Origin of the sequence: Halomonas sp. S3-1-1, from assembly GCF_023757625.1 — a bacterium.
Lineage (GTDB): Bacteria > Pseudomonadota > Gammaproteobacteria > Pseudomonadales > Halomonadaceae > Vreelandella.
The window spans coordinates 913,352-940,061 of sequence record NZ_JALGBZ010000001.1 but is presented as its reverse complement, the minus strand read 5'-3'; the positions used below and the strand labels follow the sequence as shown (position 1 = coordinate 940,061).

Here is a 26,710-nt window from a genome sequence, read left to right as displayed (position 1 = left end):
CGGCTACGCCTTGTCCGCGGGCAGGGCGAGCAGATCCCGGTGGCCGACCCAGACCCCGAGCGTTCCTGCGCGAACGCCTTGCAGGCGCGCATCGCGCCACTGGGCGATCCGGCTCGCCTCCATCGGTGCCTGCTCGGTCATCGCCTCGGCAAAGCCTTCGATGAGCGAGCACGCCAACGGCCGCCGTTCGCTGTCGCCGGCCTCCAGCCGCCAGGGCGTATCGGCCTGCTCGACGCGGTAGCCGCGGGCTTCGAGCGCCTGGGCAAGCGCCGATTGCGCCGCACCGCCGAGCGCGCTGCCAAGCCCCTTGTCGCGAGCCTGGTGGGCGTTGAAAAGCGAGCGCGCCCACAGATCGTCACCGTCCTCGAGCGTCTCGCCGCGCTCATCGAGAAAGCACCACTGGCCGGTCACGCTCAGCGCGATCAACACCGCCTGACGCTGGTCGGCGCACCGCTCGGCCAGCGACTCGATCCACTCCTGTGAGACCAGATCCAAAAGCGCCGAGGCGCTGACGAGCCGAACGGAAGCTAGCGCCGGGTGATCCAGGTCCGCAATCGAGGCGCAGTGAACTTCGACGGATACCGGCTCATTACTCGCGCTGCCAAGCGCCTCGGCCCGCGCTTTCGCTTCATCGAGAAGCTGCTCGTCGTGATCGAACAGCTGCCAGGTGTGCGCGCCTTGAATCAGCGGCGCGAGAAACTGCAGGTTGCTGCCGCGCCCGCAGCCGAGATCGGCGATGACCGCCTCACCGGGCTCGCGGCCGAGCCACTCGTCGGCCTTTTGCGCAAGCTCGCGGCTTCGCGCCCCAAAGTCGACGCTTTCTCTAAGCGTCAGCCAATCGGCGGCGAAACGGCTGCCCGCCGAGAAGTGTGCCGGGCGCATCAGCGCTTGGGTGAATGCGGCGCCGGCGGCCTGCCAGTCATCGAGCGCCTCGCGCGCCTCACGCGCGCCTTCATAAAGGCGCGCACGTAGCGAAGCGTCGCTCAAAAAGCGCTCGATTGCCTCCCCCAGCGCCAGGCTGTCGCCTGGGGGCACGCCGAGGCCGGCGTTGTCGGGCAGCGTATCCGCCAGCGCCCCGCCGGTAGTCGTGATCACCGGCAGGCCATGCGCTAGCGCCTCGGTCACCACCATGCCGTAACCTTCGTACCAGGACGGCAGCACCAGCGCGTGGGCACCGCGATAGGCGGCTTCCAGCGCTTCGGCGTCGCACTCACCGTGAAGCGTGACTTGTGACAGCCCGTGGCGCTCGATCAGCGCCGCGACCTCGGCGGCAAACGCCTCGTCGCGCGGGGCGCCGTAAAGATCACACTGAAAATGGCGCGTCTCGAGCCCGGCCAGCGCCTCGACCAGCACGTCCTGGCCCTTACGCGGGGTGAGCGTGGCCACGCACAAAAGCCGAATCGGCTCGCCATTTAACGGCGCCGGGCTAACCGGGGCCGGCTCGACGCCGGGCTCGACCACCGCTATGGGTGCACTCAAAGGCAGCTGATAGCTTTGTGCAAGCTCATCCAACCGACGCGCGGTGAAGCGGCTGGTGACGACGATGCGAGTCACGCTTTGAAGCCCTTCCAACTCGCTTGTGTGCAGCCGCGCCTGGGTCTCTTCGTTTAGGCCCTGCTCGTCACCGAGCGGATGGTGCAGAAGCGCGGTGATATCCAAACGCGCGCCGTGGGTGGCGACGATGTCCGGCAGGCTTCCCATGACCAGCCCGTCGATGATGACGCGCTCGCCGTCGTCGAGTTTGGCAAGCGCCTCGGCGAACTCTCCCGCGGCCCGGTCGCAGGCCAGCGGAAACTGACCGCCGAGCTCGGCCACCTCGACCAGGTGACCTTGGCTGCGCAGCGCCTCGACCATGCGCGCGTCGTACATGTAGCCGCCGGTGCGCTGGTCGAGCGCGCCGGCCACCAGCAGCGTAAAGCGCTCGCTCAACGCGCGGTTTTCGCTCAAAGCGCCGCTTTCGCTCATAGCGCGCCTTCGTAGCTTGCCCACGCCACGTGGGACTCGTGAAGCTTCACTTCCATATGAGTAATGCCCTGGGCGGTGGTGCCCATCCTGCCCTCCTTGATCCCCTTGGCTAGCGCATTGAAAATCACACCGGCCATGAATTCGGTGGTGGTGTTCTTGCCCTTGAACTCGGGCACCTCGTCCAGGTTTTGGAAGTTGTAGCCCGCCAGCACGTCCTTGAGCGTTTCGCTGGCAAGACCGATGTCGATCACCAGTCCGTCGGTATCGAGCTCTGGCCGCTTAAAGACTACATCGACCACGTAGGTGGCGCCGTGGGTGCGCTGGGCCGGGCCGAAAATTTCGCCGTTGAAACTGTGGGCGATCATGAAGTGGTCGCGAACGCATAAACGGTACATGGAAAATCCTTTTCTAATGTCGTTAGACATGAATGGGCGTAAGCGGCGCGGGATTTAGCCGGTCACGGAATAGGTGATGCGGTGGCAAAGCGCCTGGCTTTGAGGGCCGAACAATGAAGGCGCCACCTGGGGGAACTCGTCGAACGTGCACTCGCCGCTGATCAGATGATCGAGCCGCTCATCCTTTAAAAGCTCGAGCGCAAGCCCCAGGCGCCGGCGGTAGTCCCAGCGCGGCTTTAGCGCGGCGGGCAGTTGGCCGACCTGGCTTGCCTTGATGGAGAGCCTTTGTGAGTGGAAAGCGCCGCCGAGGGCAAGCGCGGTGTCGCCTTCGCCAAACCAGCTCATCTCAATTAGGCGCCCTTCGCTGCCTAAAAGCGACAGGCCCAGGCGCAGCCCTTCGCCGTGGCCGCTGGCGTGAATTACGCCGTCCTGGTCGGTAGGGGCGCTATCCGGGGTGCAGAACCCGACCCCTAGCGCGGCTGCCAGCGCCTGTCGCTCCGGGTTGATGTCGATGAGATGCACGCGGGTGCCGGGAATTTGCGCACAGAGATAGGCCACCAGCGCGCCGACAACGCCGGCCCCTACGACGCAGAACCGTTCGCCGGGCATGACGTTTGCGTCCCACACGCCGTTGATGGCGGTTTCCATGTTGGCGGCGAGCACCGCGCGCTGCGCTGGCAGGCCGTCCGGTAGCGGCACGACCGCGCTTGTTGGCACGACATAGCGGGTTTGATGCGGGTAGAGACAGAAAACGGTTTTATCGCGCAGCGTTTCTGGCCCCTTTTCGACCACGCCGATGCTGCAGTAGCCGTACTTCACCGGCGTTGGGAAGTCGCCTGCCTGAAAAGGCGCGCGCATGCGGGCGTACTCGCTTGGCGGCACCCGGGCATTAAACACCAGCGACTCCGTTCCCCGGCTGACGCCGCTATACAGCGCACGCACCTGAACCTGGTCATCCAGCGGCGCCTCAAGCGTTTCAGGTCGGATCTCGGCCGCTTGAGGGCGTGTGATCCAAAGAGCACTGGCGGTTTCCGTCAGCGGCATAAAAACAATTCCCTGTGATTAATCCGTTCTTATCGCTCATCATTCAAGCATTGCCAGGTTTTCGTCACTTTTCAATGCCATCGGTGCTTTTCATTTGCCTTCGGTGGCGGTAGCCTGGAAGCTTGAGCGCCCACCTCGGTCAAAACGCTTGCTCAGTAACGTTCGCATTGGGGCGCGAGCTCGCTCATCGTCACACCCCAATGCAGCATAATTTTGATAACGATCGCGCGGTCGAGCGCCGCTTTGTGAGTCGCCATGCCCTTCGTATCACCCCTTGCCAGCACGCACCCACGCCTTTTTACCGCTTTCGAGCTGGCGCTGGGGGCAGGATTTTTGATCGCCTCCGGCAAGGGCCTTTCGCCGCTGCTCGTATCCCCGGCGACCTGGGCGATTACGGCGGCGCTTTACGGCGTCATCGCCTGGCTGACGCTTTGCTTCTGGGATCGCGGGCCGCTTGGCTGGGCGAACCGGGTGACGCTGGCCCGCGCCATCCTGGTCGCCATCGTGGCCGGGGCGCTGGCCGAGCACGCCTTTATCGAGGCAATCTGGCTATGGCTCGCCGTGGCGCTGGTGTCGCTGGCGCTCGACGGCGTCGATGGGTTCGTGGCGCGCAGGACCAATAGCCACTCGCGTTTCGGCGCGCGCTTCGATATGGAGCTCGACGCGCTCATGATTCTGCTTCTGTGCGTTGCGCTGTTGAAGCTCGAGTCGCTCGGTGCGTGGGTGTTAATGATCGGCGGCATGCGCTACGCCTTTGTGCTGGCAAGCTGGCGCCTTGAATGGCTGAGCGCGCCACTGTTCGAAAGCTTTCGCCGCAAGACGGTGTGCGTGTGGCAGGTGGTGGCGCTGCTTCTAGCGCTCACGCCGCTGACCAGCCACACCGTCGCGTCGCTTCTGGCGCTGAGCGCGCTGATCGCCTCGCTTTACTCGTTCGGGGTCGACGTTCGGTGGCTTTACCGGCGCCGCAATGGATCCTGAACGCTCGCCCCGCGGTAGCAGGCAGCTGCTACACTGGGCGCCGTGACCCTGTCGGAGACCGCTGTGACGCGTACCCACCACCCTACCCCTACTTTTCAACTGCGCTTGGCGCTGCACCGCGACGTGATTCTAGGCCCGGGCAAGGTGGCGCTGCTGGAAGCCATCGACGAGACTGGCTCGATCTCGAGCGCCGGGCGCGTACTTGGCATGAGTTACAAAAAAGCCTGGCAGTTGATCGAAACCATGAACGGCCACTTTCTCGAGCCGCTGGTCGAGACCCACGCCGGGGGCAACGAGCGTGGCGGCGCGCGACTCAGCGCCACCGGGCGCCAGGTGATCGGCCACTTTCGCGCCCTGGAGCGGCGCTTGGCCGCGGAAGACGCCGAGGACGCCCGCGCCCTGCTCGATCTTCTGGCGTTTGAAGCGGCCGAGACGAGCGCTTGTGATAACGGCGCTTGATCATTGATCCGGTTGGCTTTAGTCTCCGCTATATCCAAACGGAAATAACGGGAATTCATACAATGCGTCTCGCCTCGCCCCGCACGCTCGCTGCCCTTGCGCTGGTCTGCGCGCCGCTGTCGGCTCACGCCGCCGACAACGTTCAGATCGCCGCTGCCGCCTCGCTGACCGATGCCATGAACGAGGCCATCGCCGCCTTCGAGGCGACACATGATATCGACGTCACACCGGTCTACGCGTCCTCATCGACGCTGGCGCGCCAGATCGCCAGCGGCAGCCCCGCCGAGGTGTTCGTCTCCGCCAACGTCGACTGGATGGACTGGCTCGAAGCGCAAGGCGTTGACGTCAGCGCGCGTGAGGATCTGCTGCACAACCGCCTGGCGCTGGTCAGCGCCAGCGACGCCGCCCCCGAGACGTTCATCCCAGGCAGCGGCGCGCCAATCGAGGATCTGCTCGGCGCGGGTGATCGCCTGTCGGTGGGCGACCCGGACCACGTGCCGGCGGGCATTTACGCAAAGCAGGCGCTGGAGACGCTCGGTGAGTGGGAGGCGCTGGAGCCGCGCCTGGCCCGAGCAAGTGACGTGCGCGCCGCTCTCGCGCTGATCGAGCGCGGCGAAACGCCGGCCGGCGTGGTCTATCAGACCGACGCCTTCGCAAGCGACGCCGTGCGCGTACTGGGGCTTTTCCCGGCGGATAGCCACGCGCCCATTACCTACCCGGCGGCGCTGATAGGCGAGAGCGAAAACGACGCCGCACAGACGCTTCGCGACTGGCTTAAAAGCGACGCGGCACTGGATATTTTTGAAGCCTACGGCTTCGACACCGCCATCAGCCGGCCCTGATGCTAACGCCTGCGGAGTGGGAAGCGATTCAGCTGAGCCTGTTGATCGGGCTGGCCGCGGTGGCCTGGATTTTGCCGCCGGGCATCGTCATTGCCTGGTGGCTGGCGCGCTTCGAATTTCGCGGCAAAGCCTTGGTCGACGGGTTGATCCATCTGCCGCTGGTACTGCCGCCGGTGGTGGTGGGCTATCTGCTGCTGGTGGCGCTGGGCCGCCAAGGGGTCATCGGGGCGTGGCTTTATAGCGCGCTAGGCGTATCGCTGCCGTTTACCTGGCAGGGCGCGGCGGTAGCCAGCGGCGTGATGGCGTTTCCGCTGCTGGTACGCGCGCTGCGCCTGTCGCTCGAGGCGGTGGACCCGAAGCTCGAAGCCGCGGCCAGAACGCTGGGCGCCGGGCGGCTGCGGGTCTTCACCACGATCACCCTGCCGCTGGCGGTGCCGGGGCTTTTGACCGGCACCATGCTCGCCTTCGCCCGGGCGCTGTCCGAATTTGGCGCCACGATTACCTTTGCCTCCAACATCCCTGGCGAAACCCGCACGCTGCCGCTGGCGCTCTACACGCTGATCCAGAGCCCGGGGCGAGAAAGCGCCGCGGCCAGGCTCTGCGTATTGGCCATTCTCATCGCGCTGGTGTCGCTGATCGCATCGGAGTGGCTGGCCAGGCGAACCAAACAGAGAGTGCAGGAGCGCGATGCCTACTGACCGCCCTTCGGCCGCCGGTTTAACGCTTGAGGTCAACCAGCGCCTGGGGGCGTTTCACCTCGGCGCCGCACTTGAACTGCCCGGGGCCGGCGTGACCGGCGTGTTCGGCCCCTCAGGCAGCGGCAAGACCAGCCTGCTGCGCCTGGTCGCCGGGCTAGAACGCCCCACCGCCGGCCGAATCCAGCTTGGCGAGCGGGTGCTGGTGGACAGCGCCACGCGCGTTTTCGTGCCCGCCCACCAGCGCCGGGTGGGCGTGGTGTTCCAGGAAGCGCGGCTTTTCCCCCACTACCGGGTGCGCGGCAATCTCACCTATGCCATGCCGGCGCACGCGGCGCCGCGCTTTGACGACATCGTTGAGCTTTTGGGGATTGGGCACCTGCTCGAGCGCATGCCCGGGGCGCTGTCCGGCGGCGAGGCGCGCCGGGTCGCCATCGGCCGGGCGCTTTTGAGCGACCCGCAGCTACTGCTGATGGACGAGCCGCTGACCGGGCTCGACGGCGCGCGCAAGCAGGAGCTTCTGCGCTATATCGCACGGCTCACGCGCCAGGTAGACATTCCGGTGGTGTACGTCAGCCACGACGCCGACGAGATCGCCGCCATCGCCGACCACCTGGTCGTGATGAGCGCCGGGCGCGTGGTGGCAAGCGACACCCTGAGCGCGCTTTTGCAGCGCCTGGATCTTACCCAGACGCTGCAGGCGTTCGAGGCCGCCTCGCTGCTTGATGCGATTGTTGTCGATCACGACGCGGCCTATGGGCTCACCCAGGTGGCTCTCGACTCAGGCGCACCCAAGGACCACGCGAGGCTTTCAATCCCCGCGCCGGCGCTGGATAGGGGGCAGCGCGTTCGCCTGCACGTAAAAGCCCGCGACGTTAGCCTGTCCCGATCAGTCGAGCCTGCCACCAGTGAGCTCGACACACTACCCGCCGTGATCGAGGCGATGACGTGCCTGGCGCAAACGCCTCATCAGGTCGAGATCCGCCTGCGCGTGGGCACGCAGACGCTTCGCGCGCAGCTTTCGCGAAAGGCGTGCGACGCCCTGGCGCTCGAAGAGTCCATGGCGGTCACCGCGCTGATTCGCCGGGTGACGGTCTCACCGATTTGAGCCCCTCCTGGCCGATAAACGTTTGACCCACCGCCAAAAACGACAGCGCCCCGCCCGGTTGACCGGGCGGGGCGCCGTCGCGCTATAGCGCGGCTAGAAAGCCTTGGGAAACATCATCTGCGGCAGGTACATGAAGATACCGGGCAGCAGGATCACCGCGATGATTACCAAAAGAATCAGACCGATCAGCGGCATGACCGCCATGAAGGCGCGCGGCATGGAAACCTCGCCGATCTGGGTGGCGATCAACAGGCAAATACCGTAAGGCGGCGTGATCAGCCCAAGGGTGAGCGAAAGAATCACCACCAGCGCCATGTGCACCTGGTTGATATCCGCGGCAATGCAAAGCCCCTGGATGATTGGCAAAAAGATGATGACCGCCGTGACCGGGCTCAGCACCGTGCCGATGATAAGCATGCAGACCATCACCATCAGCATGATGCCGATACGCGTCTCGGTGACCGAGAGGATGAAGTTGGCGACCTCCTGAGCGATGCCCAGATACGAGATCAGCCAGCCCATGATGCCGGCGGAGGCCACGGCGAACATCGGCAGCGAAAACGCCACCACCGAGTCGCTGAGAATGCCGGGCAGCTGGCGAAAGCGAATGGCGCGGTAGAACACGAACGCCAGCAGCATACCGAGCAGCACTGCGACCGACGCTGCCTCGGTCGCGGTAAAGACGCCCAGCGTGATGCCGCCCAGAATGATCAGCGGCAGCAGCATCGGCGGGGTCGCGGTGACCGCGGTTCTCCCCATCTGGGCAAACGAGAACTTGCCCGTCGCCTTGATGCCGTGCTTTTTGGCAATGTAGTAGACGTAGCCCATCTGCATCAGCCCGACCAGCACACCGGGCAGTACCCCGCCCATGAACAGCGCGCCAACAGAAACGTTGCCGAAGGCGCCGTAGATCACCATCAAAATCGACGGCGGAATGACGCCGCCGAGCACCGAGGACGCCGCGGTCAGCGCGACGGCGAAAGGCGCCGGGTAGCCGGATTTCTTCATCGCTGGAATCAACACCGCGCCGACGCTTGCAGTATCCGCCGCCGCCGAGCCGGACAGGCTTGCAAACATCATCGACACCATGACGTTGATATGACCAAGCCCGCCCCGGACATGGCCCACGGTGCTGTCGGCGAAGCGCAGCAGGCGGTCGGTGATACCGCCGTCGTTCATCAGCCGCCCCAGCAGCAGAAAAAACGGCACTGCCAGCAGCGGAAAGGAGTTGATGCTGGCGAACATCTGGTTGACCACCGAGGTCAACGGCAGGCCCAGCTGCAAAATGGTGATGATGGAGGCAAGCCCAATGGCGAAGGCGATCGGCACGCTCAGAGCGATCAACAGCAAAAAGCTTCCGATCAGGGTCAGTAAGGGAGTCATGAATCGATGGCCTCGCTTTGGCTTGCGGCGTCTTTTCCGCGGGCCAGCATCTTGATGTCTTTCAAAAGAATTTCGATGGAGAACAGAAACATCGCCACACCGGCCACGGGCATGGCGGCGAACACGTAGGACATCGGCGTGCCGAGCGCCACCGAGCGGCGGTGCCAGCCCATGTCCACCAGTACGTTGCCGTTGACCACCAGCACGTAGATGACCGGCAGGCAGGCGATACTGCCAAACAGGCGTAGCGCGCGCTGGGTGACGACGAAGTGCGAGGGGAAGACGTCGACCACGTAGTGCTGGCGCCGGCGCAGCGCCACCGCGGCGCCAAGAAACACCGCCCAGACGAAACAGGACATGGCGATCTCGTCGGTCCAGGAGACTGAAATGGCCAACACGCTGCGGGCAAACACCTGGTAAAGCACCGTCAGGATGAAGATCGCAAATAGGCTGCCGGCAATCAGCGTCAGCACCCTTTCCAGCACATCATTGATCAATCGCATGCGTTCATCCTTTCCAGCCAACGGCGCCTCCCGCAAAGCGGAAGGCGCGCGATGTGCGGCGTCTCTTAAAGGTCGCGAATCGTCTCGAGCAGCTCGGTCAAACCGCGCTCTTCGGCGAACTCGTCGTGAAGCGGCAGCGCCCGGTCGATGAAGGCCTGCTTGTCCACCTCGGTGACCGTCACGCCCAGGTCTTCGAACTGATCGATGAACTCGGCGTCGTACTCTTCGCCCTTGTCGGTACCCACCTCGCCGGCGTGCTGCGCAGCTTCGATAATGAGCGCCTGGTCCTCTTCAGAGAAGCGGTTGAAGCGGTTCTCGCCGATCGAGATGTGGCTCATCATGATCTGGTGCTCGGTCTTGGCGTGGTACGGCGCCACTTCGTACAGGCGGCTGGAGAAGTAGCCGCTGATGGTGCTTTCGAACGCGCCGACGACGCCGGTCTGCATGCCGGTGTAGATTTCCGTCCAAGGCAGCGACGTCGTCAACGCCCCGTAGGCCTGCCACATGTCGGCGTCCAAACGCGAGCCGGTCACGCGCATTTTCACGCCTTCCAGATCAGAAGGCTCGGTGACCGGCCCAACGTTGGTGCTCAGGTTGCGCGTGCCACCGCCGGTCAGGCTCAGAAGCTTGAGACCCACATCAGCTTCGGTCACGGCGTTGTCGAAGTACTCGAACACCGGCGAGTCTGGCGCGGTAGCGGCGCGGAACATGTCCATGTCTTCGAACAGGTAGTTGAGGCTGAAGATCTCGAAGTCCGGCACGTAAGGCGAAACGTTCATGACCCCGCCAATGATCATGTCGGTGGTGCCAATGCGAATCTCGTCGACCATGGTCTGGTCGTTGCCGATCTGACCGCCCGGGAAGATCTGCACGGTGATGCGATTATCGGTGGCTTCCTCGATTTCAGCCTTGAACGCTTCGGCGGCATCGATCCAGGGGTGCGGCGCGCTGACCACCGTCCCAATGCGCAGCGTTTCGGCCAACGCCGGTGTGGCCCCCATCATCGTGACCGCGCCGAGTACCGCAAGCGTCGAAAAAGAGCGTTTTGTCATGATAGTTCCCCTGTCAGGCGGTTTGTGATCATTAGTGAACGGTGGCTGGTAATGAACGGTGACGACTCAGGCGTTGGACACCGGCTCGCCGAGCGTATGCATCAGCCGGTTGGCCCAGCCGAAGAGCGTCGTCGACAGCGTCAAATCCAGAATTTCCTGCTCGTCGAGCCCGACGTCGCGAAGCGCCTGGATATCGCTCTGATCGACGTTCGGCGGCGTCTCGGAAAGGCGCATGCCAAAGCGCAGAATAGCGCGAGTCCGCTCGTCGAGCTCGGCCTCTTTGCCACGCAGGAAGATATCCTTCATCACCGCATCATCGCCGACGATGTTGTTGTAACGATGGGCGTGCACCGCCGCGCAGTAGATGCAGCGGTTGACCACCGAGGCCGCCACGGCGCCGAGCTCGCGCTCCTCGCGGCAAAGCCCACCCTTGTCGTACATGATGCCATTGAACAAGGAGGTCCGAATACGCAGCGATTCCGGGTCGTGGGCCAGTACCAGCACGTAGTCGGAAATTTTGGTGTTGGACGGCGTCTCCTTGAGCGCCTCGCGCTGGGCTTCGTTGGCGTTGTCGAAATCGACCGGCGTCACATGGGGCCGCCAGGTGGGAATGCGCGTAGTGAACTTGTGAATGACGCGACTCATTGCGTTTCTCCCATGACACTCAGCACCGCGGTGACGCGCAGCTGATAGTTGACGAAGGCGACCAGCCCGGCCAGGCGTACGATGTCGGCATCGACGAGCCCGGCTTCGCGCAGCGCTTCGATATCGGCTTTGGTGGCGTCCTTCGGCGAGCGCGTGACCAGATCCACATAGGTCACCATCGCCGCCAGGCGCGGGGCATCCGCGCCGGGGGTGGCGTCGGGGTCGGCCAATCGATGCGGGTCGGCATCGGCACCGTAGCTTTCCAGCAGCGCTTGGTAGTGGCTAACGAGCCCAGCCTGGCGACAGATTTTCGCCATGCGGCAGGCCAGTGCGGCGCGCGCGGCGCGCGGCACGCCGCCTTCATCGGAGGGCAAAAGCGCGGCGTCGTGGGACTGCTCGGTAAGATCCATCAGTTTGCCGCGCATGGTCAGCGCCTCGAACAGCGCACCGCTGTCCGATACGTTGGCCGCGGTCTCGATTACATGTGCCATTGATACACTCCTTGGGCAAGCGGACCATCAATCATTGGGTAGCGGCGAAGCCGTCCATTCGTCGCCCTGGAGTTCCGGGGCATCGTAGTGCTGTAGCTGCTGCCAGTGGCGCTCCACGTCCTCCTGGTAAAAGCGCGAGGCGATGGCGCTGGCAAGCCAGCTCGCGCCTTCGCTGATACCGGGAATATCGCCGCTCACCTTGCCAAGGCTGACCGACGCCCCGTAGTTGAAACAGTGAATGTTCGAAAGCCAGGGGGCGCTGCCGGGTTCGCGCTCCTGAAAGGCGAAATCGCGCCCCACGTAGGGAAATTTACCCAGCTCGTCGTGGGCCAGCTCTTCCGGGGGCTGGTAGCGGTCGCGCCAGAGCAAAATGCGGTCAGCGTAGCCGGCAAGCTCGGTGCGCGCCAGCGGGTCGATCTCGAAGCCCGTGCCCAGAATCAGAAAATCGCCGCGCACCTCGCCCTGGCGGGTGGTGACGACGATCTCGTCGCCCTCCATACGCGTTGCTTCGACGCCGCACTCGAAGTGGAAAAAAGCGTTTTCGTGGCGGCTGACGCGCATCGTCGAGCCCCGCGGCGGCGGCGTCTGGGTGATGAACGAGTAGTGCATGATCCGCCAGCGCCAGGCATCACTGAGCCCGGCGTAGCCGTGCGTAAAGCCGAACGAGCCGATACCCATCATCTTGTTGATGGTCGGCATCTGGGCGCGGCGGATCAGAAAGCGAACCTCGGACGCGCCGTGCTCCAGCGCCTCGGCAGCGTTGTCGACCGCGGACGCGCCCACGCCGACCACGATCACCCGCTTGCCTTCCAGCGCCTTGAAGTCGATGTCGTCGGCGGTGTGCGCCCAGGCCTTCTCCGGCAGGCCCTCGACGAAGCCGGGGATCTTCGGCGCGCCGGTGCCGTCGCGCCCGGTCGCCATGATCAGCTTGCGCGTCAGCACCGTTTCGGCGGGTGCGCCAGCGCCGGACAGCTCGAGGCGCAGAAGATCGCCTTCGGGCGTGACGCGCTCGACGTTGACGCTGTTTTCGACCGGCAGCGCCAGCACCTCGCGGTACCAGCTCAGGTACGCCATCCAGGTGGGCCGCGGAATCTTGTCGAGTGTCTCCCAAGCGTCATTTCCATGCTGCGCCTCATACCAGGCGCGGAAGGTCAGCGAAGCAAAGCCGTAGCTCGGCCCGGGCAGGGTCTTGGGCGAACGCAGGGTTTCCATGCGCGCGTAGTTCAGCCACGGCCCCTCGAGCCCTTCCGGGTTACGATCGAAGATGCGCAGGTTGCGAATACCGCCGGACATCAGCGCGAACGCCGCCACCAAACCGCACTGGCCACCGCCGATGATGATGACGTCGTGAACGTGCTCGCCCTGTTCACCGGTGCGGGCGGGCACCCAGTTCGCGGGTGGCAGGTTAAGACACGCGAGATCAAAGCGTACGCGCTCGTTGAGCGCCTCCAAACCGGCACCCGAAAGCGTAGGGGAAGAAGTCGTCGTCATGGTGTCATCTTATCCTGGGAGTGCACGGCGTCCTCGGCCTCATGAGGCCACCAGAACCAGCGTATCGGGGTATCGAAGCCGTGAGGGTCGGCGGGAGGCGCGGCGCGTTTAGCCAGCTCGACAAGGTGTTCGGCCTCGGCAAAGGGGTCGCTTTCGTCTGCCAACGCTTTGCGCGCGCTCGCAGGTTCGAGCAGCGCGTCCAGCGTCTTGGCCGCGGTATCAATCGAGGGGGTCGGATAAACGCCGTCGCGCACCGTCCAGGTGCCCGAGCGTTCGTCGACGCTGTAAAGCTTCATGAGTAAGGCCGCGTGACGTGCAATAAATTCGACCGCCGATATTACATAGTTAGCCGTCTCATTGCTAAAAAAGAAGTGAAATCCGAGTCTTACCCAGCCCGGACGATATAAGCTTCTTCCATTTTGAACTAACGATTCGTGCTCGAAGGCGGTGTCGGCGTCGATATTTAAAAGCGAGTGACCGTAAGGGCCGGCGCAGGAACAGCCGCCGCGCGCCTGAATACCGAACAGGTCGTTTAGCAGCGCGACGATGAGATTATGGTGCACCTCGCGCTCGCCGGCGCGCACGTTGAACGAGAAAATCGAAAGCCTCGGCGCATCGCTCGGGCCCAGCAGCGTCAGGTTGTCGATGCGCGACCAGCGCTCCAGCGCACGCTTGGCAAGTTCCGCCTCGCGCGTCTCGATCCGCTCTTCGCCGATCAACGATTTGATGCGAAACGCGAACCCGGCGCGAATGTCGCCCAGAATGTTCGGCGTGCCGCCCTCTTCCCGGCGCTGAATATCGCTGACGTAGCGATGGCCCTTTGCGGTGACATAAGACACCGTGCCGCCCCCGGCGACCGAGGGTACGGTGTTGACACACAGCGCCCGGCGCACGATCAGCACGCCGGAGCTTCCCGGCCCGCCAACGAACTTGTGGGGCGAGACGAACACGCCGTCCAGGTGATCGCCACGGCCGGTGCCGGCCACGTTGATGGGCACGTAGGGGCCGCTGGCGGCGTAATCAAACAGCGCAATGCCGCCATGGGCGTGCATCAACCGGGCGATCGCCGCTACGTCGCTCTTGACGCCGGTGACGTTGGAGGCCGCGCTGAAAGCGCCGATCAGCCGCCGGCCCGGAAAACGCAAAAGCGCTTTTTCCAACGCGTCCAGATCGATCAGCCCCGCCGCGTCGAGCGGAACGCGAGTGATCTCGGCGTCGCACTCGCGCCACGCCAGATCGTTGGAGTGGTGCTCGTAAGGCCCCAAAAACACGACCGGGCGAGCCTCGTCTGATGTCTGATCAAAGCGGGCGAGGCCCAGCATCTTCCAGCAGCGGTCGATAGCGGCGGTGGCACCGGCGCCTGCAAAGATCACGGCGTAGTCGTCGGTGGCGCTAACGGCGTTCGCGATCTGGCGGCGGGCGTCCTCGCGCAGACGCGTGGTGATGCGCCCGGTGTAGGAAGTTTCGGTATGAGTGTTGGCGTAGTACGGCAGCACCTGCTCGCGCATCGCCCGCTCGACGGTGCCCAGCGCGCGCCCGGAGGCGGTGTAGTCGGCGTAAAGCAGCGGGCGCGGGCCGAAGGGGCCAGCGATAGACTCGCCCTCGCCGATGACGTCATCGGCAAGGGTCGTCATCCAGTCAGACGCCGCCGAGGGGCAGCTCGCTGGTTTTCTTGACTTGTTCCATGGAGAAGCAGGATGTGACATTGCTGAGCTCTATTCTCGCGATGAGTCTTTTATAGAAAGCGTCGTAGGCAGCGTTGTCGCGCGTGATGACCTTGAGCAGATAGTCGAACTCGCCGGCCAAACGGTTCACTTCCATGATTTCGGGGAAGGACTGGACCACGTCCTGAAAGGCGTCCAGCCAGGCCTGAGTGTGCTTGTCGGTCTTGATCATCACGAAAACGGTCAGGCCGAGATCGAGCTTGTGGGGGTTCAATACGGCGATACGCTTCTCGATCACGCCCTCTTTTTCCAGGCGCTGAATACGGCGCCAGCAAGGGGTGACAGAAAGCCCCACTTTCTCGGCCAACTGCGCAATAGATACGCTATCATCCCGCTGAAGCTGTTCAAGAATTTTTAAATCGAAACGATCAATAAGCAATTTGTTTCCTTTTTATCTTTTAAAGAGAAATATTATTCCTTATAAGACGTTTTGAACTCGATCAAAAGAAATAATTTTTCAACCCCGCTTTGCAAGACTCAAGCGGCCTCAAATTCAATGACAACAGGCCCTTACTGGCCCCGATTCCAAGTATTCACCCAGCGCTTAAATAGTTAGCCAAGGCTATACAAGTTATTGGTTATAAAGTTTATTTTTCGAGACATCCCCTCAGTGCAATAGGCTGCCGTGCTAGTATCTCGATACTTGAACGGCAGGGTTCGCCGCCCTGCCCGTCTAACGTTTAGAAGTGCTTCTTAAGCCACACGAGTTCCCCCGCCATGACGCCCGTTGCTCTTGTCCTGCTCGCTTTTTCCATGTCGGCAGATGCGTTCGCCGCCTCGATCAGCAAAGGCGCAGAGCTTCGCCGCCCGCGCTTTCGCCACGCGGTGGGCATCGGGCTGGTCTTTGGCTTGGTGGAGGCCATTACCCCACTACTGGGCTGGGCGGCGGGCGTGGCCTCGCAGCGCTTCGTGCAGGCCTGGGATCACTGGGTAGCGTTTGCGCTGCTGGCGGCCATCGGCGCGCACATGGTTTATGCCGGGCTTAACAAGGAAGAGAAGATTGGGCATCGCCGGCAAACGCTCTGGCTTTTGATACTGACCGCCACCGCCACCAGCCTGGACGCCATGGCCGTGGGCGCTAGTCTCGCCTTCATCGACGTCGATATCGTCACCACGAGCCTCGCCATTGGCCTTGCCACCACGCTGATGGCCTCGATCGGCACGGTGCTCGGCCACCGGTTGGGCCGCTTCGTCGGCCACTGGGCCGAGCTAATCGGCGGCGTCGTGCTGATCGGCATCGGCTGCGCCGTGCTGGCCGAACATACCGGCGTGTTCAGCTGATCAGCGTTTTCAGCCACTCGAGCAGCGCCTGGTGGTTCAGGCTGTAGTCCCGCCAGGGTGCCGGCGTGTAGTAGCAAAGAGGTGAGTCGACCGGCAAGGCCACCTCGACCAGCGTGGCGTTGCTGACGTGTTCGGCCACCAGCGTTTGGGAACAGAACACCAGACCCTTCCCGGCCACCGCCTCGGCTATCCCGTAAAGCTCCTGATCGAAACCGATAGTCTCGAACGCCTCACCGGCGAGGCCGCTTTGCGCCAGCCACTGAGGCCAGGGCGGTGACGGAAGGCGCTCGTTTTTCCAGCGGGTCAGGTAGACCGGCATCGGCTGGGTGTCTTTCATCGCCTCGACGACGGACGCCGCTCCATAAAGGCCGAAGCGCTCCTTCTTCAGTACACAGGCAGCCTCCACCCGGCGCGCGTCGCCCAGCCGGATGCAGAGCTGGCTAACCGGGGAGCCCATCGTTTCGCCGGTCGAAACGTTCACCTCCAGATCCGGGTAGCGGCGTTGAAAGTCGTGAAGCCCAGGAATCAGCACAAGCGCCGCAAACGAGGAGGTAGTCTCCACGCGCAGGTGCGAGGCGCGTTGAGCGATGTCGTCAAGCGCCGTCTCGATGGTTCGAAACCCGCTGGTCGTCGCCTCGGACAGCCGCTGCCCTGCCGGAGTCAACGTGATCTGACGGTGGTGGCGAAGAAAGAGCCGAACGCCGAGCCGCTTTTCCAGATTGGCCACGTGGTGGGACACGCCAGTAGGCGCGATGACCATCTCTTCCGCGGCCTTCTTGAAGCTGCCCAAGCGCGCCGCAGACTCGAACGCCTTGATGGCGTGTAGTGACATTTTCACTTTACTGGCGTCCCGTTCTAAAAACCTGGGTGATTTTAACTCATCTATACGCCGTTGTTACTCGTTTGTCCCGTGTCGCTTTGAAGCCCAGCATGGCGGCTTCTTTTAGCAACGGCAGATCTCACCATGCGTACCCTCCTTCATCTGGACGCCAGCGTTCGCAAAGTATCCAACCCCATACCCGGCCATGATTCCCTTTCCAAAAAGATCGCCCGCGCGTTCATCGACGCGTGGCAAGGCGTAGCGCCCGACGACGAGATCATTCACCGTGACGTCGGTATCGAACCGCCCGCCTTCATCGATCAGAGCTGGATAGGCGCCGTGTTCACGCCCGAGGTTAATCGGAGCGAGGAGCAGCGTCGGCACCTGGCGCTTTCCGACCGGATGATCGATGAACTGACCCGCGCGCACTTCATCGTGATCTCGTCGCCCATGTACAACTACGGCATGCCCGCGCCGCTGAAGGCGTGGTTCGATCAGGTCATTCGCATCAACAAGACGTTTAGTTTTGACTTGGCACGCGGCGATACACCGCTGGCGCCGATGCTCTCGGGTAAGACGCTGATACTACTGACCTCAAGCGGTGAGTTCGGCTTTGGCAAAGGCGGTGTGCGCGAACACATGAACCACTTGGGCCCGCATGTTAAAACGTTGAGCCACTACCTGGGGGTCGAGACCTTTCACGAGATCGGCGCGGAGTATCAGGAGTTCAACGACGAGCGCCACCGCCAATCGCTGAATCAAGCGTTCGACGAAGCCAAAGCGCTGGCTATCAGGCTGAGCGCCGAGCCAAAAGGATCGTTCATGGAGGGGGCGAGACGTGATGCTGTGTAGCTGAACCACTCGGCAAAAGATCAAAACGATCACGGGGCGCCAAGGCGCCCCGTGATCTTATGCGTCGAGGATGAACCGCGCTTGTCCTATTGGGATCAGAACGTGTACTCGATACCCACAACGGCCACCGGGTAGATGTTGAACTTGTTGAGATCGTCGCGCAGGTCGTTTTCCTGCTCGCGGGCATTGCGCTCGGCGGCCGCTCGGGTACCAGGAATATCCAACGCCTCTCCTCGTGGAGTAAGCGTAACGCGGGGATCGATCCAGAAGGCGCCGGCTTCGGCAAAAAAGCCTAACCCCTGCTTTGCACTGTTGCGCCAGCCAATACCGAGGTAGGGCTCGAGACCGTTGGAAAGCTCTCCCAGCCCTTCCAAGCGAAGGCTATCGGCATCGACCAAAATTCCATCGAGATCGTACACCTCATCGCCTGTGACGCGCCCTACCGCCTTAAGCTGAACCTCTGGTTTGACAACCCCCGCCGAAACGAAAAAGCCATTTTCCGCCCACGGGTAGACGTCCAGCTTCAGACTATAGATATCCATGTCGACTTCGCCGGTGTAGGTGAAATCGCGGTTGGTGTGGTCCAGGTCGTCGTAGTTGAATCCGCTATAGCCTGCGGTCAGCGCCATATGATCATGAAAACGCCAGCTGGCGTTGGCGCCAAACCCCGTGGTCCCGGCACTACCCGCCACAGACCAACGGTCCGCCGCCGACACCGCGCTGGTAGCCATCAACAAGGACCCAGTCAATACAACAGTCGCAATACGATACATGCAGTAGCCTCTCGATGAAGATGGGTAAGGCGCACGGATAATGGCGCCCACATTTAGAGCCGAGTCTACGCAGTGAGGCGAGTGCCGATTGATGGAAAAGCGTTAAGCAAGATGAGTATTTACCTGATACTACATAACTTAACCAAAGAGCACATGTGACGAGCAAATTATGTGGTCAGGCAAAATTCCACGCCGCTTTGGGGCTGAAACCCTGCCAAGGGTTTTCGCCATTGAAGGGGCCGACGTAGAGCACCTGATTCTCGCGGATGATCCACTCCATGCCGTGCTCCGGCTCCCACTGGCATTCGAGTTCAAGATGTACCACCGGCGTCGATTGCTCGGGGTATGGCACGATCATGACGCTGGGTGTGATCAGTTTCAGGACATCGCGGGGGGTGGCGAACTCGATGAGCGGCTCGCCGATTTCGCTCAAGAAAGCGTCGCAGTAGCGAATCGATGAGCGGCAAAGATGGTCGATGATCGGCGCCTCCAGCGTATCGAAGTGAGCGGCACAGCGCTGGATAAAATCGACATCGTGCTCTTCGCTGACGAGGGAAAAGTAGCGCTCAAACAGCGCGCTGTACACCTCGCCTTCCAGCCCAAACTCGCCCTCGTTCAGCCCGCGAATGCATTCCATGCTCTCTCCTTTGCTACATTGAAGTCACTGCTGCCAGCGCTCGCGCGATCAAGCGCTGGCGATCGGTGAAAACGCTTCTGATAGCGGCTTGAACGTCGAATCATCAACACCCTCACACAAGGACAGTACGATGGCAACGAATCTTCCGCGAGGCGGTGACGGGCTGGGCGCCATGGATGGCGCGCGGCTGTTCGTGGCGGGCGGAAGCTCCGGCATGGGTGCGGCGATCGCGCTGATGGCCGCCGCTCGCGGGGCGCAGGTCGCGATTGCCGGGCGATGTACGCAAAAGCTCGACCGCGTCGCTGACCTGCTCGGCGATCAGTGTTTGGGGCGCTACGCGCTGGACATTGGTAATGCCGAGGCCGTGAAAAGCGCGCTCAAGGAGCACGGCCCTTATGATTTCATCGTATGCAGCGCGGCGGATCTGACCTTCAAGCCGTTTGTGCAGCTCGAGGATCGCGAGATCGAAACGATGATTTCCTCCAAGCTGATGGGGCCGATCAACCTCGCCCGCGCCGCCGCCGAGCATTTGAGCCCCGCCGGCTCGGTGCTGTTCTTCTCCGGCGTGGCCGCCTACCGCCAGACCGAGGGCACCTCGCTGGTCGGGTCGATCAACATGGCGCTGGAGAGCCTGGTGGCGAATTTGGCCATCGAGATGAAGCCCAAACGCTTCAACGTGATCTGCCCAGGCGTGGTCGACAGCGCCACGTGGGACAAGGCCTGCGCGCCTGTGGAGGCGGCGAATATCCCCGCCGGGCGCCGGGGTCAGGCGCAGGATATCGCCCACGCCGCGCTGGCCATTCTGGAAAACAACTTCATCAATGCAAGCGTGGTGAATGTCGATGGCGGCGCCCGCGTTAGCTAACTCGACCTCAAGCAGTGGCGCCTTCGTCATTCCCTTTTGCGAGCGCCATGTGCAGCAGCGGGTACGGCTTGCCTAGCCCATCCAGCGGCGAACGGTCGAGCACCGTAAAGCCCAGCCGCTGATAAAAGCCGAGCGCCTGCACATTTTGCTCGTTCACATCGACCCGGCTTACGCCCTGCTCCCGGCGGGCGTAGTCGACCAACGCCTGGCCGATGCCCTTGCCCCGCGCCGCCGGTGCGATGAAGAGCATTTCGAGCTTGCCCGCCGCCACGCCGCTAAAGCCCAGAATCTCGCCGTTTGGCGCTTTCGCCACTCGAAGCGTCAGCGCGTCGAAAAACTGCTCGAAGATGAGCGGCTTGAGCATCAATAGATCCTCTTCGGCCAGAAAATCGTGGGTGGCGCGCACCGAAGCTTCCCAAAGTGCGATCAATGCCGGGTAGTCGGACTGGGTGCTCGTGGTGATCTCGAAGTCCGCACGCGCAGGCGGCGTCACGGCGATGAACCAGGCCGGATGCATGGCATCGAAATCGGTACGCAGGTTGGCGGGTAGGTAGCTGGCGCTATCCAGCACTACCGCTTGCCCCTTTTCGCGCTGAAATACCGCCCAGTGCCAGAAGTGCTTGCCGTCACGCTGGTGGGGCTTGATCGCAATCAGCGCCAGATCCGGCAGCGCCTGCCAGCCCGTGAACGGAAGCTCTTTCGGTGAGGTCGCGACGTGTTTGTGCGCGAGCAGACGGCGCACGTAATCGGTGCTCGACCAGAGCGACTCATCCTCGGCGTAGATGCCCATCGCGTTGGCGCGGGCCTTCATATCTTCATAGGTAAGGCCGAGAATCGTGGCGGCGGATGCGATGCCGCATCCGGTGGGTTCTTGCTGTATGACAGGAGTAAGCAAAAGAGTATCCCGTTGTGCGCGTGAGAGGCCAAAGCGGCGGCGACACTTATATTAGAAATGTATCACGCAAGCCGCCGCGATTTAACCGACGCGCTATTGGGTTGACCGCCTGATACCGGCCATCGCGAGAATGTCTTTGGTTGGAACGTGCACCAGTGCCGCCGCTGAGAGGCCTACGGCGCGAATGGCCAAATCGGCGATGTACGTGCCGGCCCGATAGCCAATCCAGCGCCGCCCATCCTCGTGCTGAATCATCCACCTGACATAGTGCGCGCCAGCAGGCAGCGCTAGAAGCTCCTGCACCCACGTCTCGACTTCGTCCGGGTAGTCGCCCCAGGGCGTTTGCCGCCCGGCCACGTCGCGCTCGAATACGGTCGCCAGGCCCTCGCTCACCACGCCTTCCATGAAGTCGACTACCGGCGCCTCGCGATGAACCGTCCAGCCCCGCGCCAGGTGATGGCACTCGTGAAAGAGCGTGTAGTAAAGCTGCGCCCGGGCGATCGCATCGACGCCGCCTTCGCGTGCGGCGTCCACCGTCCAGCCCACGCGGGTGGCGGTCAGCGCCAGCCCCATCTCACCGGTTTCGGGAATCACCGTTTTCCCGGTCTGGCAGGCAAGCTCGATGTGCTCGGCAAGCGTCGGCAGGTGCGCGCGGATCTCGGGCTCGGCCTCGCGGCAGACCTGCTCGATCGTCTCGCAGGCCTGATTCGAAAAATGACGCCCGTCGCGGGTATCCAGAAACAGCGGCGTTAGCATGGGCGCTGCCCGGTCGGACGGACGAGATTCAAGCAATCATCGTTGGGCATGGGGGCTCCTTTCAAACGGGTCGTCATCTTGTCTCTTACCACCGCCGCGAATGCAAGCAGGGCTCGGCTTCCGGGCGTTGATAAAGCCATTCGTCTAATCCCACTGCGTTTAACGCATCAATCATCTACATTCGCCCTCATACGGCGATCTCGCGCGCTGACTCGGTTCGCTCGTGTAACGCTTTTAGTCCTCTTGTGAGAAGGAACATCATGCGCGCTATCTCGAGTACCTCCTTCGCAGTATTTGGGGCTGGCCTGGTGGCCATCAGCTACGGGCTGGCACGGTTCGCCTTCGGGCTGTTCGTGCCGCCCATTCGCGATGAGCTTTCGCTGAGCACCTCGGCGATCGGCCTGATCGGCGCGCTTCCGCTGATCAGCTTCGTGCTGGCCACGCTGGCCGCTCCTCCCGTGGCCAACCGTTTGGGCGCGCGCCTGGCCGCGATACTTTCAGGTGTGTTTGGGGTGGCGGGGCTCGTGCTCATCAGCCAGGCCCACAGCGCGTTCACGCTGGGCAGCGGCGTATTTGCCTGCGGCATTTGCACCGGCCTGATGATGCCGGCGCTGACCACAGGCATGCAGGCGATGGTAAAGCGTTCGCTGCATGCACGCGTAAGCTCCGTGATGAACGCCGGCACCAGCGTGGGGATCATCGTCGCCGTGCCCACGGTGCTGTGGATGGCGGATGCCTGGCGGCTGGCGTATCTGTCGTTCACCGTGCTGGCCGCGGCAGGCGTGGTAGCCACCTGGTTTTTCCTGCCGTCGGTGTCGCCGGTCGTGCCGGCCAACGCCGCCCCGCCGCCGCCGCTTCGCGAGCTTCCTTGGTCGCGGCTTTCACGACTTACCCTGTTCGCCTTCTTGATGGGGTTCGTCTCGTCCGCCTACTGGATTTTCGCTCCGGATCTGGCCATCACGCTGGGCGGCCTGCCACCCAGCACGACCGGCTGGCTGTGGTTCGCAGTTGGGCTTGCGGGATTAGGCGGCGCCTTCGTCGCGGATCTGGCCGACCGTAACAACCCGCCGATCACCCAGTCGCTGATGCTGATGATGCTCTCGGCAAGCCTTTTACTGCTGGCCGCCAGCCCCTCGCAGCCCCTGCTGGCGATCTTTTCGGCGCTAATTTTTGGGCTGGCCTACATGAGCCTGACCGGGCTCTACCTGATGACCGGCATTCGCCTGCTGCCCGGGCGGCTATCAATAGGGCCGGTACTGCCGTTTTTGGCAGTATCGCTGGGGCAGGCGACCGGCTCGCCCACCATCGGCGCGCTGATCAACGCGTTTGATTACGCCGTTACGTTCTCGATCATCGCCGTGCTGGGCATCGTCATTGCGCTACTCTCGCCGCTGTTTCCAGGCCATATTCATCAGGAGGCGGATGACGCGCCGGAAGAAGAACCCGGCCTTCAAGCGGCCTTCGATCACCAGCTACAAAACGAGGACGGCGAGCCGCTCGAAGACCTGGAGGAGACCAGCGATGCCGCAACCGATGGCGCATCAGATAGGCGTTAAGAGCCACATGCTAAAGCGATAACCCGGCGCGGGCTTGATACGCCCTCGCCGGGGTGACGCCTACTGCCGATTGAGCCCTTCGAGTAGCGCCTCGTGAAAGCGCGCCGGCGCTTGGATCTGCGGCGAGTGACCAAGCTCGGGAAATTCGACCAGCGTGGCATCGGGAATGGCATCGCGCGCTTGTTCGCCGAGCACATCGTAACGGCCCAGGGTGGCCTGAACGTCTTGCGAGGCGCGGCCCTTGCCGATGGCGGTATTGTCCTGCTCACCAATCAGCAGGAGCGTAGGCACCTCGAGCTCACCGAACTCATACACCACCGGCTGGGTGAAGACCATGTCCGAGGTCAGCGCCTGGTTCCAGGCCACGCACTCGCCGTCTTCGCCTGCGTACATGCCCGCCAGCATCTCGACCCAGCGGTCGTATTCCGGCTCCCAGGTATCCGCGTAGTAGGTGCTTTGCTGATACTCGCGAATGCCTTCAGCGGTGGTTTCCAGCTCGCTTTGATAGCCGTCATCGATACTCTGGTACGGCACGCCCAGCGCTTTCCAGTCTTCCAGGCCGATCGGATTGGCCAGCACCAATTGCTCGGTCGCTTCCGGGTACATCAGCGCAAAACGGGTGGCCAGCATGCCGCCCATGGAGTGCCCCTTCACGGTCACGTTTTCCACACCCAGCTCGTCGAGCAGCGCGTGGGTGTTGGCGGCCAGCTGGTGGAAGCTGAACTGGTAGCGCTCGGGCTTGGTGGATTTGCAAAAGCCGATTTGGTCTGGCGCGATAACGCGGTAGCCGGCAGTGGTCAGCGCCTCGATCGTCGCCTCTCACGTACCGGCGCAGAAGTTCTTGCCATGCAGCAGTACCATGGTGCGGCCGTTGGCACTGCCCTCTTCAGGCGCAACGTCCAAGTAGGCCATTTGCATCTCCTGGCCCTGGGATTCGAATTCGAACCGCTCGACCGGGTAGGCGTACTCGAAACCGGAAAGCTCGCCGTCGAAGGTGGGCATCTCATCGGCGCTGGCCATGGCGCTTGTGGCGAACGCGCTTGTGATCGCGCCGGCCAGCAGCGTACGGGTAAACAAGGAAGTAGGCACTGTATCGCTCCTTTCGTCCGTGAATAAGTGGCTCAGGAGAGTATGGCAGGGTTTTCGGTATTGGGCGGGCGCCTTAAGAGCGTGCAATGTTCACGTCATTCGCAACTAGCAGCGCTGCGATTCGACCAGCGCGAGTACCTCGTGGGCAAACGGCTCCCAGCCAAGCGCCGACAGTGCGATCGGGCGCGACCGGCCATCTTGCCCTCAATGAGCCAGAACAGATGTTTCATGAAGCGCTCTTGAGTTATTGGGTTCCAACGATCAGGTCAGCGTTGACCGCTTTCAAGCCGAGTACCGGCGACGGGATATCAGCCCGGTGATGAGCAGCGGGGCACCGGCGATCAGGCAGCCCAGCGCCGCTCCCCAAAGCGCCGAGCCGTCCAGCGCCAGCGTCATCACCCAAAACACGACACTATTCATGAGCAAAACAACGCCCGCGATGGTCAGTGGCTTCCAGGACGACCGGTCACGCATATAAAACTCCTTTTTCAGACTTAGAGCGCGTGGCCATGACCGGCGCGCGAATTAATGAAGCTATACCAGGTTTTAATCAGGCGCTAAACGTTTCGATATACAGCGCTTCCACTTTATCGCGCGCCCAGGGCGTTTTGCGCAGAAACTTGAGCGAGGACTTGATGGCGGGGTCATTGTTAAAACAGTTGATGCGCACTTTCTCGTACAAAGCCTCCCAGCCGTAGTGCTCGACCAGGCGAGTCACTATCGTTTCAAGGGTCACGCCGTGAAGAGGGTTATTGGGCTGTGGCGGGTTCATCGAGTCATTCTCCGTATCGGTTTCAAACGCCCTAGCAAGCCGGGCAGGCGGTTTCGTACTTTAACAGACCCGCCCGTAGCCGAGTTCGCCAGGTTGCACTACGATTGACACCGTTTTCCCTGACATCGGCAGATACACGAATGCGCACACTTTCCCGCAAGCAGCAGATTCTCGGCTTGGCCGGTTGGCTGGTGCTGGCCTATATCGCCGCCGCCATTGGCGCCGTCGCCTCCATCAATGCAGCAGATTTCTATGCATCGCTCGAGCAGCCCAGCTGGGCGCCGCCGGCCTGGCTATTCGGGCCGATGTGGACGACGCTTTATGGGCTGATGGGTATCGCCGCTTGGCTTGGCTGGCGTGAACCCGGCGCGAAACCGGCACTGACCGTATTCGTGATACAGCTTGCGCTCAACGCGCTGTGGAGCTGGCTGTTTTTCGTGTGGCAGTTGGGAGCGATTGCGTTCGTGGCCGTGCTGGCGCTATGGGCGCTGATTCTGGTGACGCTGATCATGTTCTGGCGACTCAAGGCCTTCGCCGGGATGTTGCTGGTGCCTTATCTCGCGTGGGTGGGCCTGGCCTGTGCGTTGACCTGGAGCGTGTGGCAGATGAACCCCCAGATACTGGGGTAAAGCTCGAACGTTTTTTCACGCCCTTTCTTCATAAGAAAAACTCAACCAGCACCTGATAACAATAAGCAGGTGCTGGTTGAGTTTGCAGGATACCGCTTTATTGATGAGCGGGCTCTAAAGCCAATAGACGCACCCACGCGCCAGAGGCGCCCTCCACCGCAGGTACCGTACCGATAACAAACGTTTTGGAAGAGCCAATTTTGTCGAGATCCTTCAGGTTTTCCACCACAAGAATGCCGTTTTCCAACAATACCCTATGCGCGTCAGGCTCCGGACCGTCGGGAGAAATGCTTTCCACCCCGATATAACCGATATCTTTCGTGACTAGATACCGAGCGGCCTCGACAGAGAGCGTAGGATAGCCCTGATCGATATATTGTGCGTTGCCTAACGGCCACAGCGCATCCTGCTGTGTATCGAATAAAACCCCTTCACCTTGTTCGATATCCCCGTGGTTCGCTTCCCATGTCTGAATATCGGCCAAACTGATCAAATAGTCGCCGGATACTGGAAGATCAATAACGTTGGCTCTGCCTATCAACACAGCGGGGTCAAAACCCTCTACCGTCATACCGTCTTGTATGACGTGATAAGGCGCATCCACATGGGTTCCCGTGTGCGGCGCGTAGGAGATCACTTCGATATTGTAATCATCGCCTTGCTCGATGCTCATAAAAAACTCTTGCTCCGGGAGTTTCAGTACTGAGGCAGCCGGCATATCGGCGCTTTGAACACGGGATAAATCGATGATTCGATAATCGCGGATATCAAAACTGTTCAGGAGCGAATCATCGGAGTGACTGCTTTGAGAAACACCAGCACACCCGGACAAAAGCACCGCTAAAGATAGTGTTGAAATGGCTGTTTTCATTTTATGGCCTATCGATGAGAGTTGTAGTTAGAAAAAGCACTCACTTGATGTTCGCTGAGCGAAAAATGTGCGTTTAGTGAATATAGAAATAGTAATTTTATATTTCTCTAATGTAATTTACCCTAAACTTTACTAAACA

At 62.1% G+C, this 26,710-nt stretch carries 31 protein-coding genes; 10 read left to right on the top strand and 21 right to left on the bottom strand.

Translation table 11 applies throughout. The features are described 5' to 3' along the window. Positions 1–3: 3 nt before the first annotated feature. From MQW23_RS04485 to MQW23_RS04475, 3 genes are read right to left on the bottom strand one after another with little or no spacing between them, the layout of a single operon-like run. A complete protein-coding gene (locus MQW23_RS04485; RefSeq protein WP_252106612.1) occupies positions 4–1,965 on the bottom strand; it encodes a glycosyltransferase in 1,962 nt (653 codons plus the stop codon). Then, positions 1,962–2,360 carry a 6-pyruvoyl trahydropterin synthase family protein gene (locus MQW23_RS04480; RefSeq protein ID WP_252106611.1) on the bottom strand — a complete coding sequence of 133 codons (399 nt, stop codon included), beginning with the start codon at positions 2,358–2,360 and terminating at the stop codon, positions 1,962–1,964. Before MQW23_RS04480 ends, MQW23_RS04485 begins: the two co-directional genes overlap by 4 nt. Before the next feature lie 54 nt (positions 2,361–2,414). Further along, positions 2,415–3,404 (bottom strand): zinc-dependent alcohol dehydrogenase, encoded by a 990-nt coding sequence (locus MQW23_RS04475; RefSeq protein WP_252106610.1) that lies wholly within the window; start codon positions 3,402–3,404, stop codon positions 2,415–2,417. A gap of 255 nt (positions 3,405–3,659) precedes the next feature. Here MQW23_RS04475 and MQW23_RS04470 point away from each other — a divergent pair, with 255 nt between their 5' ends. The 5 genes from MQW23_RS04470 (at position 3,660) to modC (ending at position 7,486) form a co-directional block, all read left to right on the top strand. Next, the gene (locus MQW23_RS04470; RefSeq protein WP_252106609.1) at positions 3,660–4,382 is read left to right on the top strand and encodes a CDP-alcohol phosphatidyltransferase family protein; all 723 of its coding nucleotides are present in this window, start codon (positions 3,660–3,662) and stop codon (positions 4,380–4,382) included. 63 nt (positions 4,383–4,445) lie between these two features. Then, complete coding sequence (locus MQW23_RS04465) at positions 4,446–4,841, top strand: winged helix-turn-helix domain-containing protein (protein ID WP_252106608.1); 396 nt, start codon at positions 4,446–4,448, stop codon at positions 4,839–4,841. 62 nt (positions 4,842–4,903) lie between these two features. Next, complete coding sequence (modA, locus tag MQW23_RS04460; RefSeq protein ID WP_252106607.1) at positions 4,904–5,683, top strand: molybdate ABC transporter substrate-binding protein; 780 nt, start codon at positions 4,904–4,906, stop codon at positions 5,681–5,683. Further along, on the top strand, positions 5,683–6,381 hold the full coding sequence (gene modB / locus MQW23_RS04455) for a molybdate ABC transporter permease subunit (RefSeq protein WP_252106606.1): 699 nt from the start codon (positions 5,683–5,685) through the stop codon (positions 6,379–6,381). Before modA ends, modB begins: the two co-directional genes overlap by 1 nt. Beyond that, positions 6,371–7,486 carry a molybdenum ABC transporter ATP-binding protein gene (gene modC, locus MQW23_RS04450; protein ID WP_252106605.1) on the top strand — a complete coding sequence of 372 codons (1,116 nt, stop codon included), beginning with the start codon at positions 6,371–6,373 and terminating at the stop codon, positions 7,484–7,486. The genes modB and modC overlap by 11 nt, the downstream gene beginning before the upstream one ends. A gap of 93 nt (positions 7,487–7,579) precedes the next feature. On the opposite strand, the gene MQW23_RS04445 is transcribed toward modC, so the two are convergent. The 8 genes from MQW23_RS04445 to MQW23_RS04410 all read right to left on the bottom strand — a co-directional run bounded on the left by MQW23_RS04445 (position 7,580) and on the right by MQW23_RS04410 (position 15,154). Further along, the gene (locus MQW23_RS04445) at positions 7,580–8,869 is read right to left on the bottom strand and encodes a TRAP transporter large permease (RefSeq protein ID WP_252106604.1); all 1,290 of its coding nucleotides are present in this window, start codon (positions 8,867–8,869) and stop codon (positions 7,580–7,582) included. Further along, positions 8,866–9,372, bottom strand: coding sequence for a TRAP transporter small permease (locus MQW23_RS04440; RefSeq protein ID WP_252106603.1), 507 nt, complete (start codon positions 9,370–9,372; stop codon positions 8,866–8,868). Before MQW23_RS04440 ends, MQW23_RS04445 begins: the two co-directional genes overlap by 4 nt. A 65-nt stretch (positions 9,373–9,437) precedes the next feature. Then, a complete protein-coding gene (locus MQW23_RS04435) occupies positions 9,438–10,424 on the bottom strand; it encodes a TRAP transporter substrate-binding protein (RefSeq protein ID WP_252106602.1) in 987 nt (328 codons plus the stop codon). A gap of 66 nt (positions 10,425–10,490) precedes the next feature. Further along, positions 10,491–11,069 (bottom strand): peroxidase-related enzyme, encoded by a 579-nt coding sequence (locus MQW23_RS04430; protein WP_252106601.1) that lies wholly within the window; start codon positions 11,067–11,069, stop codon positions 10,491–10,493. Continuing rightward, a complete protein-coding gene (locus MQW23_RS04425) occupies positions 11,066–11,560 on the bottom strand; it encodes a CMD domain-containing protein (RefSeq protein ID WP_252106600.1) in 495 nt (164 codons plus the stop codon). The genes MQW23_RS04430 and MQW23_RS04425 overlap by 4 nt, the downstream gene beginning before the upstream one ends. A 27-nt stretch (positions 11,561–11,587) precedes the next feature. Next, positions 11,588–13,051: an NAD(P)-binding domain-containing protein gene (locus MQW23_RS04420; protein WP_252106599.1), complete on the bottom strand. Its 1,464-nt coding sequence runs from the start codon at positions 13,049–13,051 to the stop codon at positions 11,588–11,590. Beyond that, on the bottom strand, positions 13,048–14,685 hold the full coding sequence (locus MQW23_RS04415) for an aminotransferase class V-fold PLP-dependent enzyme (protein ID WP_252106598.1): 1,638 nt from the start codon (positions 14,683–14,685) through the stop codon (positions 13,048–13,050). Before MQW23_RS04415 ends, MQW23_RS04420 begins: the two co-directional genes overlap by 4 nt. A gap of 4 nt (positions 14,686–14,689) precedes the next feature. Beyond that, positions 14,690–15,154, bottom strand: coding sequence for an Lrp/AsnC family transcriptional regulator (locus tag MQW23_RS04410; RefSeq protein ID WP_252106597.1), 465 nt, complete (start codon positions 15,152–15,154; stop codon positions 14,690–14,692). A gap of 338 nt (positions 15,155–15,492) precedes the next feature. Between MQW23_RS04410 and MQW23_RS04405 the strand changes: the two genes are divergently transcribed. After that, the gene (locus MQW23_RS04405) at positions 15,493–16,056 is read left to right on the top strand and encodes a manganese efflux pump MntP (RefSeq protein WP_252106596.1); all 564 of its coding nucleotides are present in this window, start codon (positions 15,493–15,495) and stop codon (positions 16,054–16,056) included. Here the strand turns inward: MQW23_RS04405 and MQW23_RS04400 are convergent. Continuing rightward, the gene (locus MQW23_RS04400; RefSeq protein ID WP_252106748.1) at positions 16,049–16,888 is read right to left on the bottom strand and encodes a LysR family transcriptional regulator; all 840 of its coding nucleotides are present in this window, start codon (positions 16,886–16,888) and stop codon (positions 16,049–16,051) included. The genes MQW23_RS04405 and MQW23_RS04400 overlap by 8 nt on opposite strands. Before the next feature lie 132 nt (positions 16,889–17,020). Here MQW23_RS04400 and MQW23_RS04395 point away from each other — a divergent pair, with 132 nt between their 5' ends. Next, positions 17,021–17,728 carry an FMN-dependent NADH-azoreductase gene (locus tag MQW23_RS04395; RefSeq protein ID WP_252106595.1) on the top strand — a complete coding sequence of 236 codons (708 nt, stop codon included), beginning with the start codon at positions 17,021–17,023 and terminating at the stop codon, positions 17,726–17,728. A gap of 95 nt (positions 17,729–17,823) precedes the next feature. Here MQW23_RS04395 and MQW23_RS04390 read toward each other — a convergent pair whose 3' ends face one another. Together MQW23_RS04390 and MQW23_RS04385 are read right to left on the bottom strand one after the other, a co-directional pair. Next, on the bottom strand, positions 17,824–18,459 hold the full coding sequence (locus MQW23_RS04390) for a hypothetical protein (protein WP_252106594.1): 636 nt from the start codon (positions 18,457–18,459) through the stop codon (positions 17,824–17,826). Between the two features lie 217 nt (positions 18,460–18,676). Further along, entirely contained in the window at positions 18,677–19,138 is a 462-nt protein-coding gene (locus tag MQW23_RS04385; RefSeq protein WP_252106593.1) for a DUF6985 domain-containing protein, read from the bottom strand. 130 nt (positions 19,139–19,268) lie between these two features. Here MQW23_RS04385 and MQW23_RS04380 point away from each other — a divergent pair, with 130 nt between their 5' ends. Further along, positions 19,269–20,003, top strand: coding sequence for an SDR family oxidoreductase (locus MQW23_RS04380; protein WP_252106592.1), 735 nt, complete (start codon positions 19,269–19,271; stop codon positions 20,001–20,003). Positions 20,004–20,010: 7 nt separating this feature from the next. Here MQW23_RS04380 and MQW23_RS19505 read toward each other — a convergent pair whose 3' ends face one another. Together MQW23_RS19505 and MQW23_RS04365 are read right to left on the bottom strand one after the other, a co-directional pair. Beyond that, complete coding sequence (locus MQW23_RS19505) at positions 20,011–20,898, bottom strand: GNAT family N-acetyltransferase (RefSeq protein WP_319022795.1); 888 nt, start codon at positions 20,896–20,898, stop codon at positions 20,011–20,013. A gap of 93 nt (positions 20,899–20,991) precedes the next feature. Then, positions 20,992–21,654 carry a DUF2268 domain-containing putative Zn-dependent protease gene (locus tag MQW23_RS04365; protein WP_252106591.1) on the bottom strand — a complete coding sequence of 221 codons (663 nt, stop codon included), beginning with the start codon at positions 21,652–21,654 and terminating at the stop codon, positions 20,992–20,994. Between the two features lie 260 nt (positions 21,655–21,914). Between MQW23_RS04365 and MQW23_RS04360 the strand changes: the two genes are divergently transcribed. Next, positions 21,915–23,210, top strand: coding sequence for an MFS transporter (locus MQW23_RS04360; RefSeq protein ID WP_252106590.1), 1,296 nt, complete (start codon positions 21,915–21,917; stop codon positions 23,208–23,210). Between the two features lie 60 nt (positions 23,211–23,270). On the opposite strand, the gene MQW23_RS04355 is transcribed toward MQW23_RS04360, so the two are convergent. The 4 genes from MQW23_RS04355 to MQW23_RS04340 all read right to left on the bottom strand — a co-directional run bounded on the left by MQW23_RS04355 (position 23,271) and on the right by MQW23_RS04340 (position 25,071). Then, positions 23,271–24,011 carry an alpha/beta fold hydrolase gene (locus MQW23_RS04355; protein ID WP_264297474.1) on the bottom strand — a complete coding sequence of 247 codons (741 nt, stop codon included), beginning with the start codon at positions 24,009–24,011 and terminating at the stop codon, positions 23,271–23,273. Positions 24,012–24,029: 18 nt separating this feature from the next. Beyond that, positions 24,030–24,299, bottom strand: a complete 270-nt coding sequence (locus MQW23_RS04350) for a hypothetical protein (protein ID WP_252106589.1) — start codon at positions 24,297–24,299, stop codon at positions 24,030–24,032. Between the two features lie 282 nt (positions 24,300–24,581). Then, positions 24,582–24,773 carry a hypothetical protein gene (locus MQW23_RS04345; RefSeq protein ID WP_252106588.1) on the bottom strand — a complete coding sequence of 64 codons (192 nt, stop codon included), beginning with the start codon at positions 24,771–24,773 and terminating at the stop codon, positions 24,582–24,584. A 76-nt stretch (positions 24,774–24,849) separates the two neighbouring features. Next, positions 24,850–25,071, bottom strand: a complete 222-nt coding sequence (locus MQW23_RS04340; protein ID WP_252106587.1) for a VF530 family protein — start codon at positions 25,069–25,071, stop codon at positions 24,850–24,852. A 140-nt stretch (positions 25,072–25,211) separates the two neighbouring features. Here MQW23_RS04340 and MQW23_RS04335 point away from each other — a divergent pair, with 140 nt between their 5' ends. Further along, complete coding sequence (locus tag MQW23_RS04335) at positions 25,212–25,700, top strand: TspO/MBR family protein (RefSeq protein ID WP_252106586.1); 489 nt, start codon at positions 25,212–25,214, stop codon at positions 25,698–25,700. A 97-nt stretch (positions 25,701–25,797) separates the two neighbouring features. Here MQW23_RS04335 and MQW23_RS04330 read toward each other — a convergent pair whose 3' ends face one another. Beyond that, positions 25,798–26,571, bottom strand: a complete 774-nt coding sequence (locus MQW23_RS04330) for a cyclase family protein (RefSeq protein WP_252106585.1) — start codon at positions 26,569–26,571, stop codon at positions 25,798–25,800. Positions 26,572–26,710: the final 139 nt, after the last annotated feature.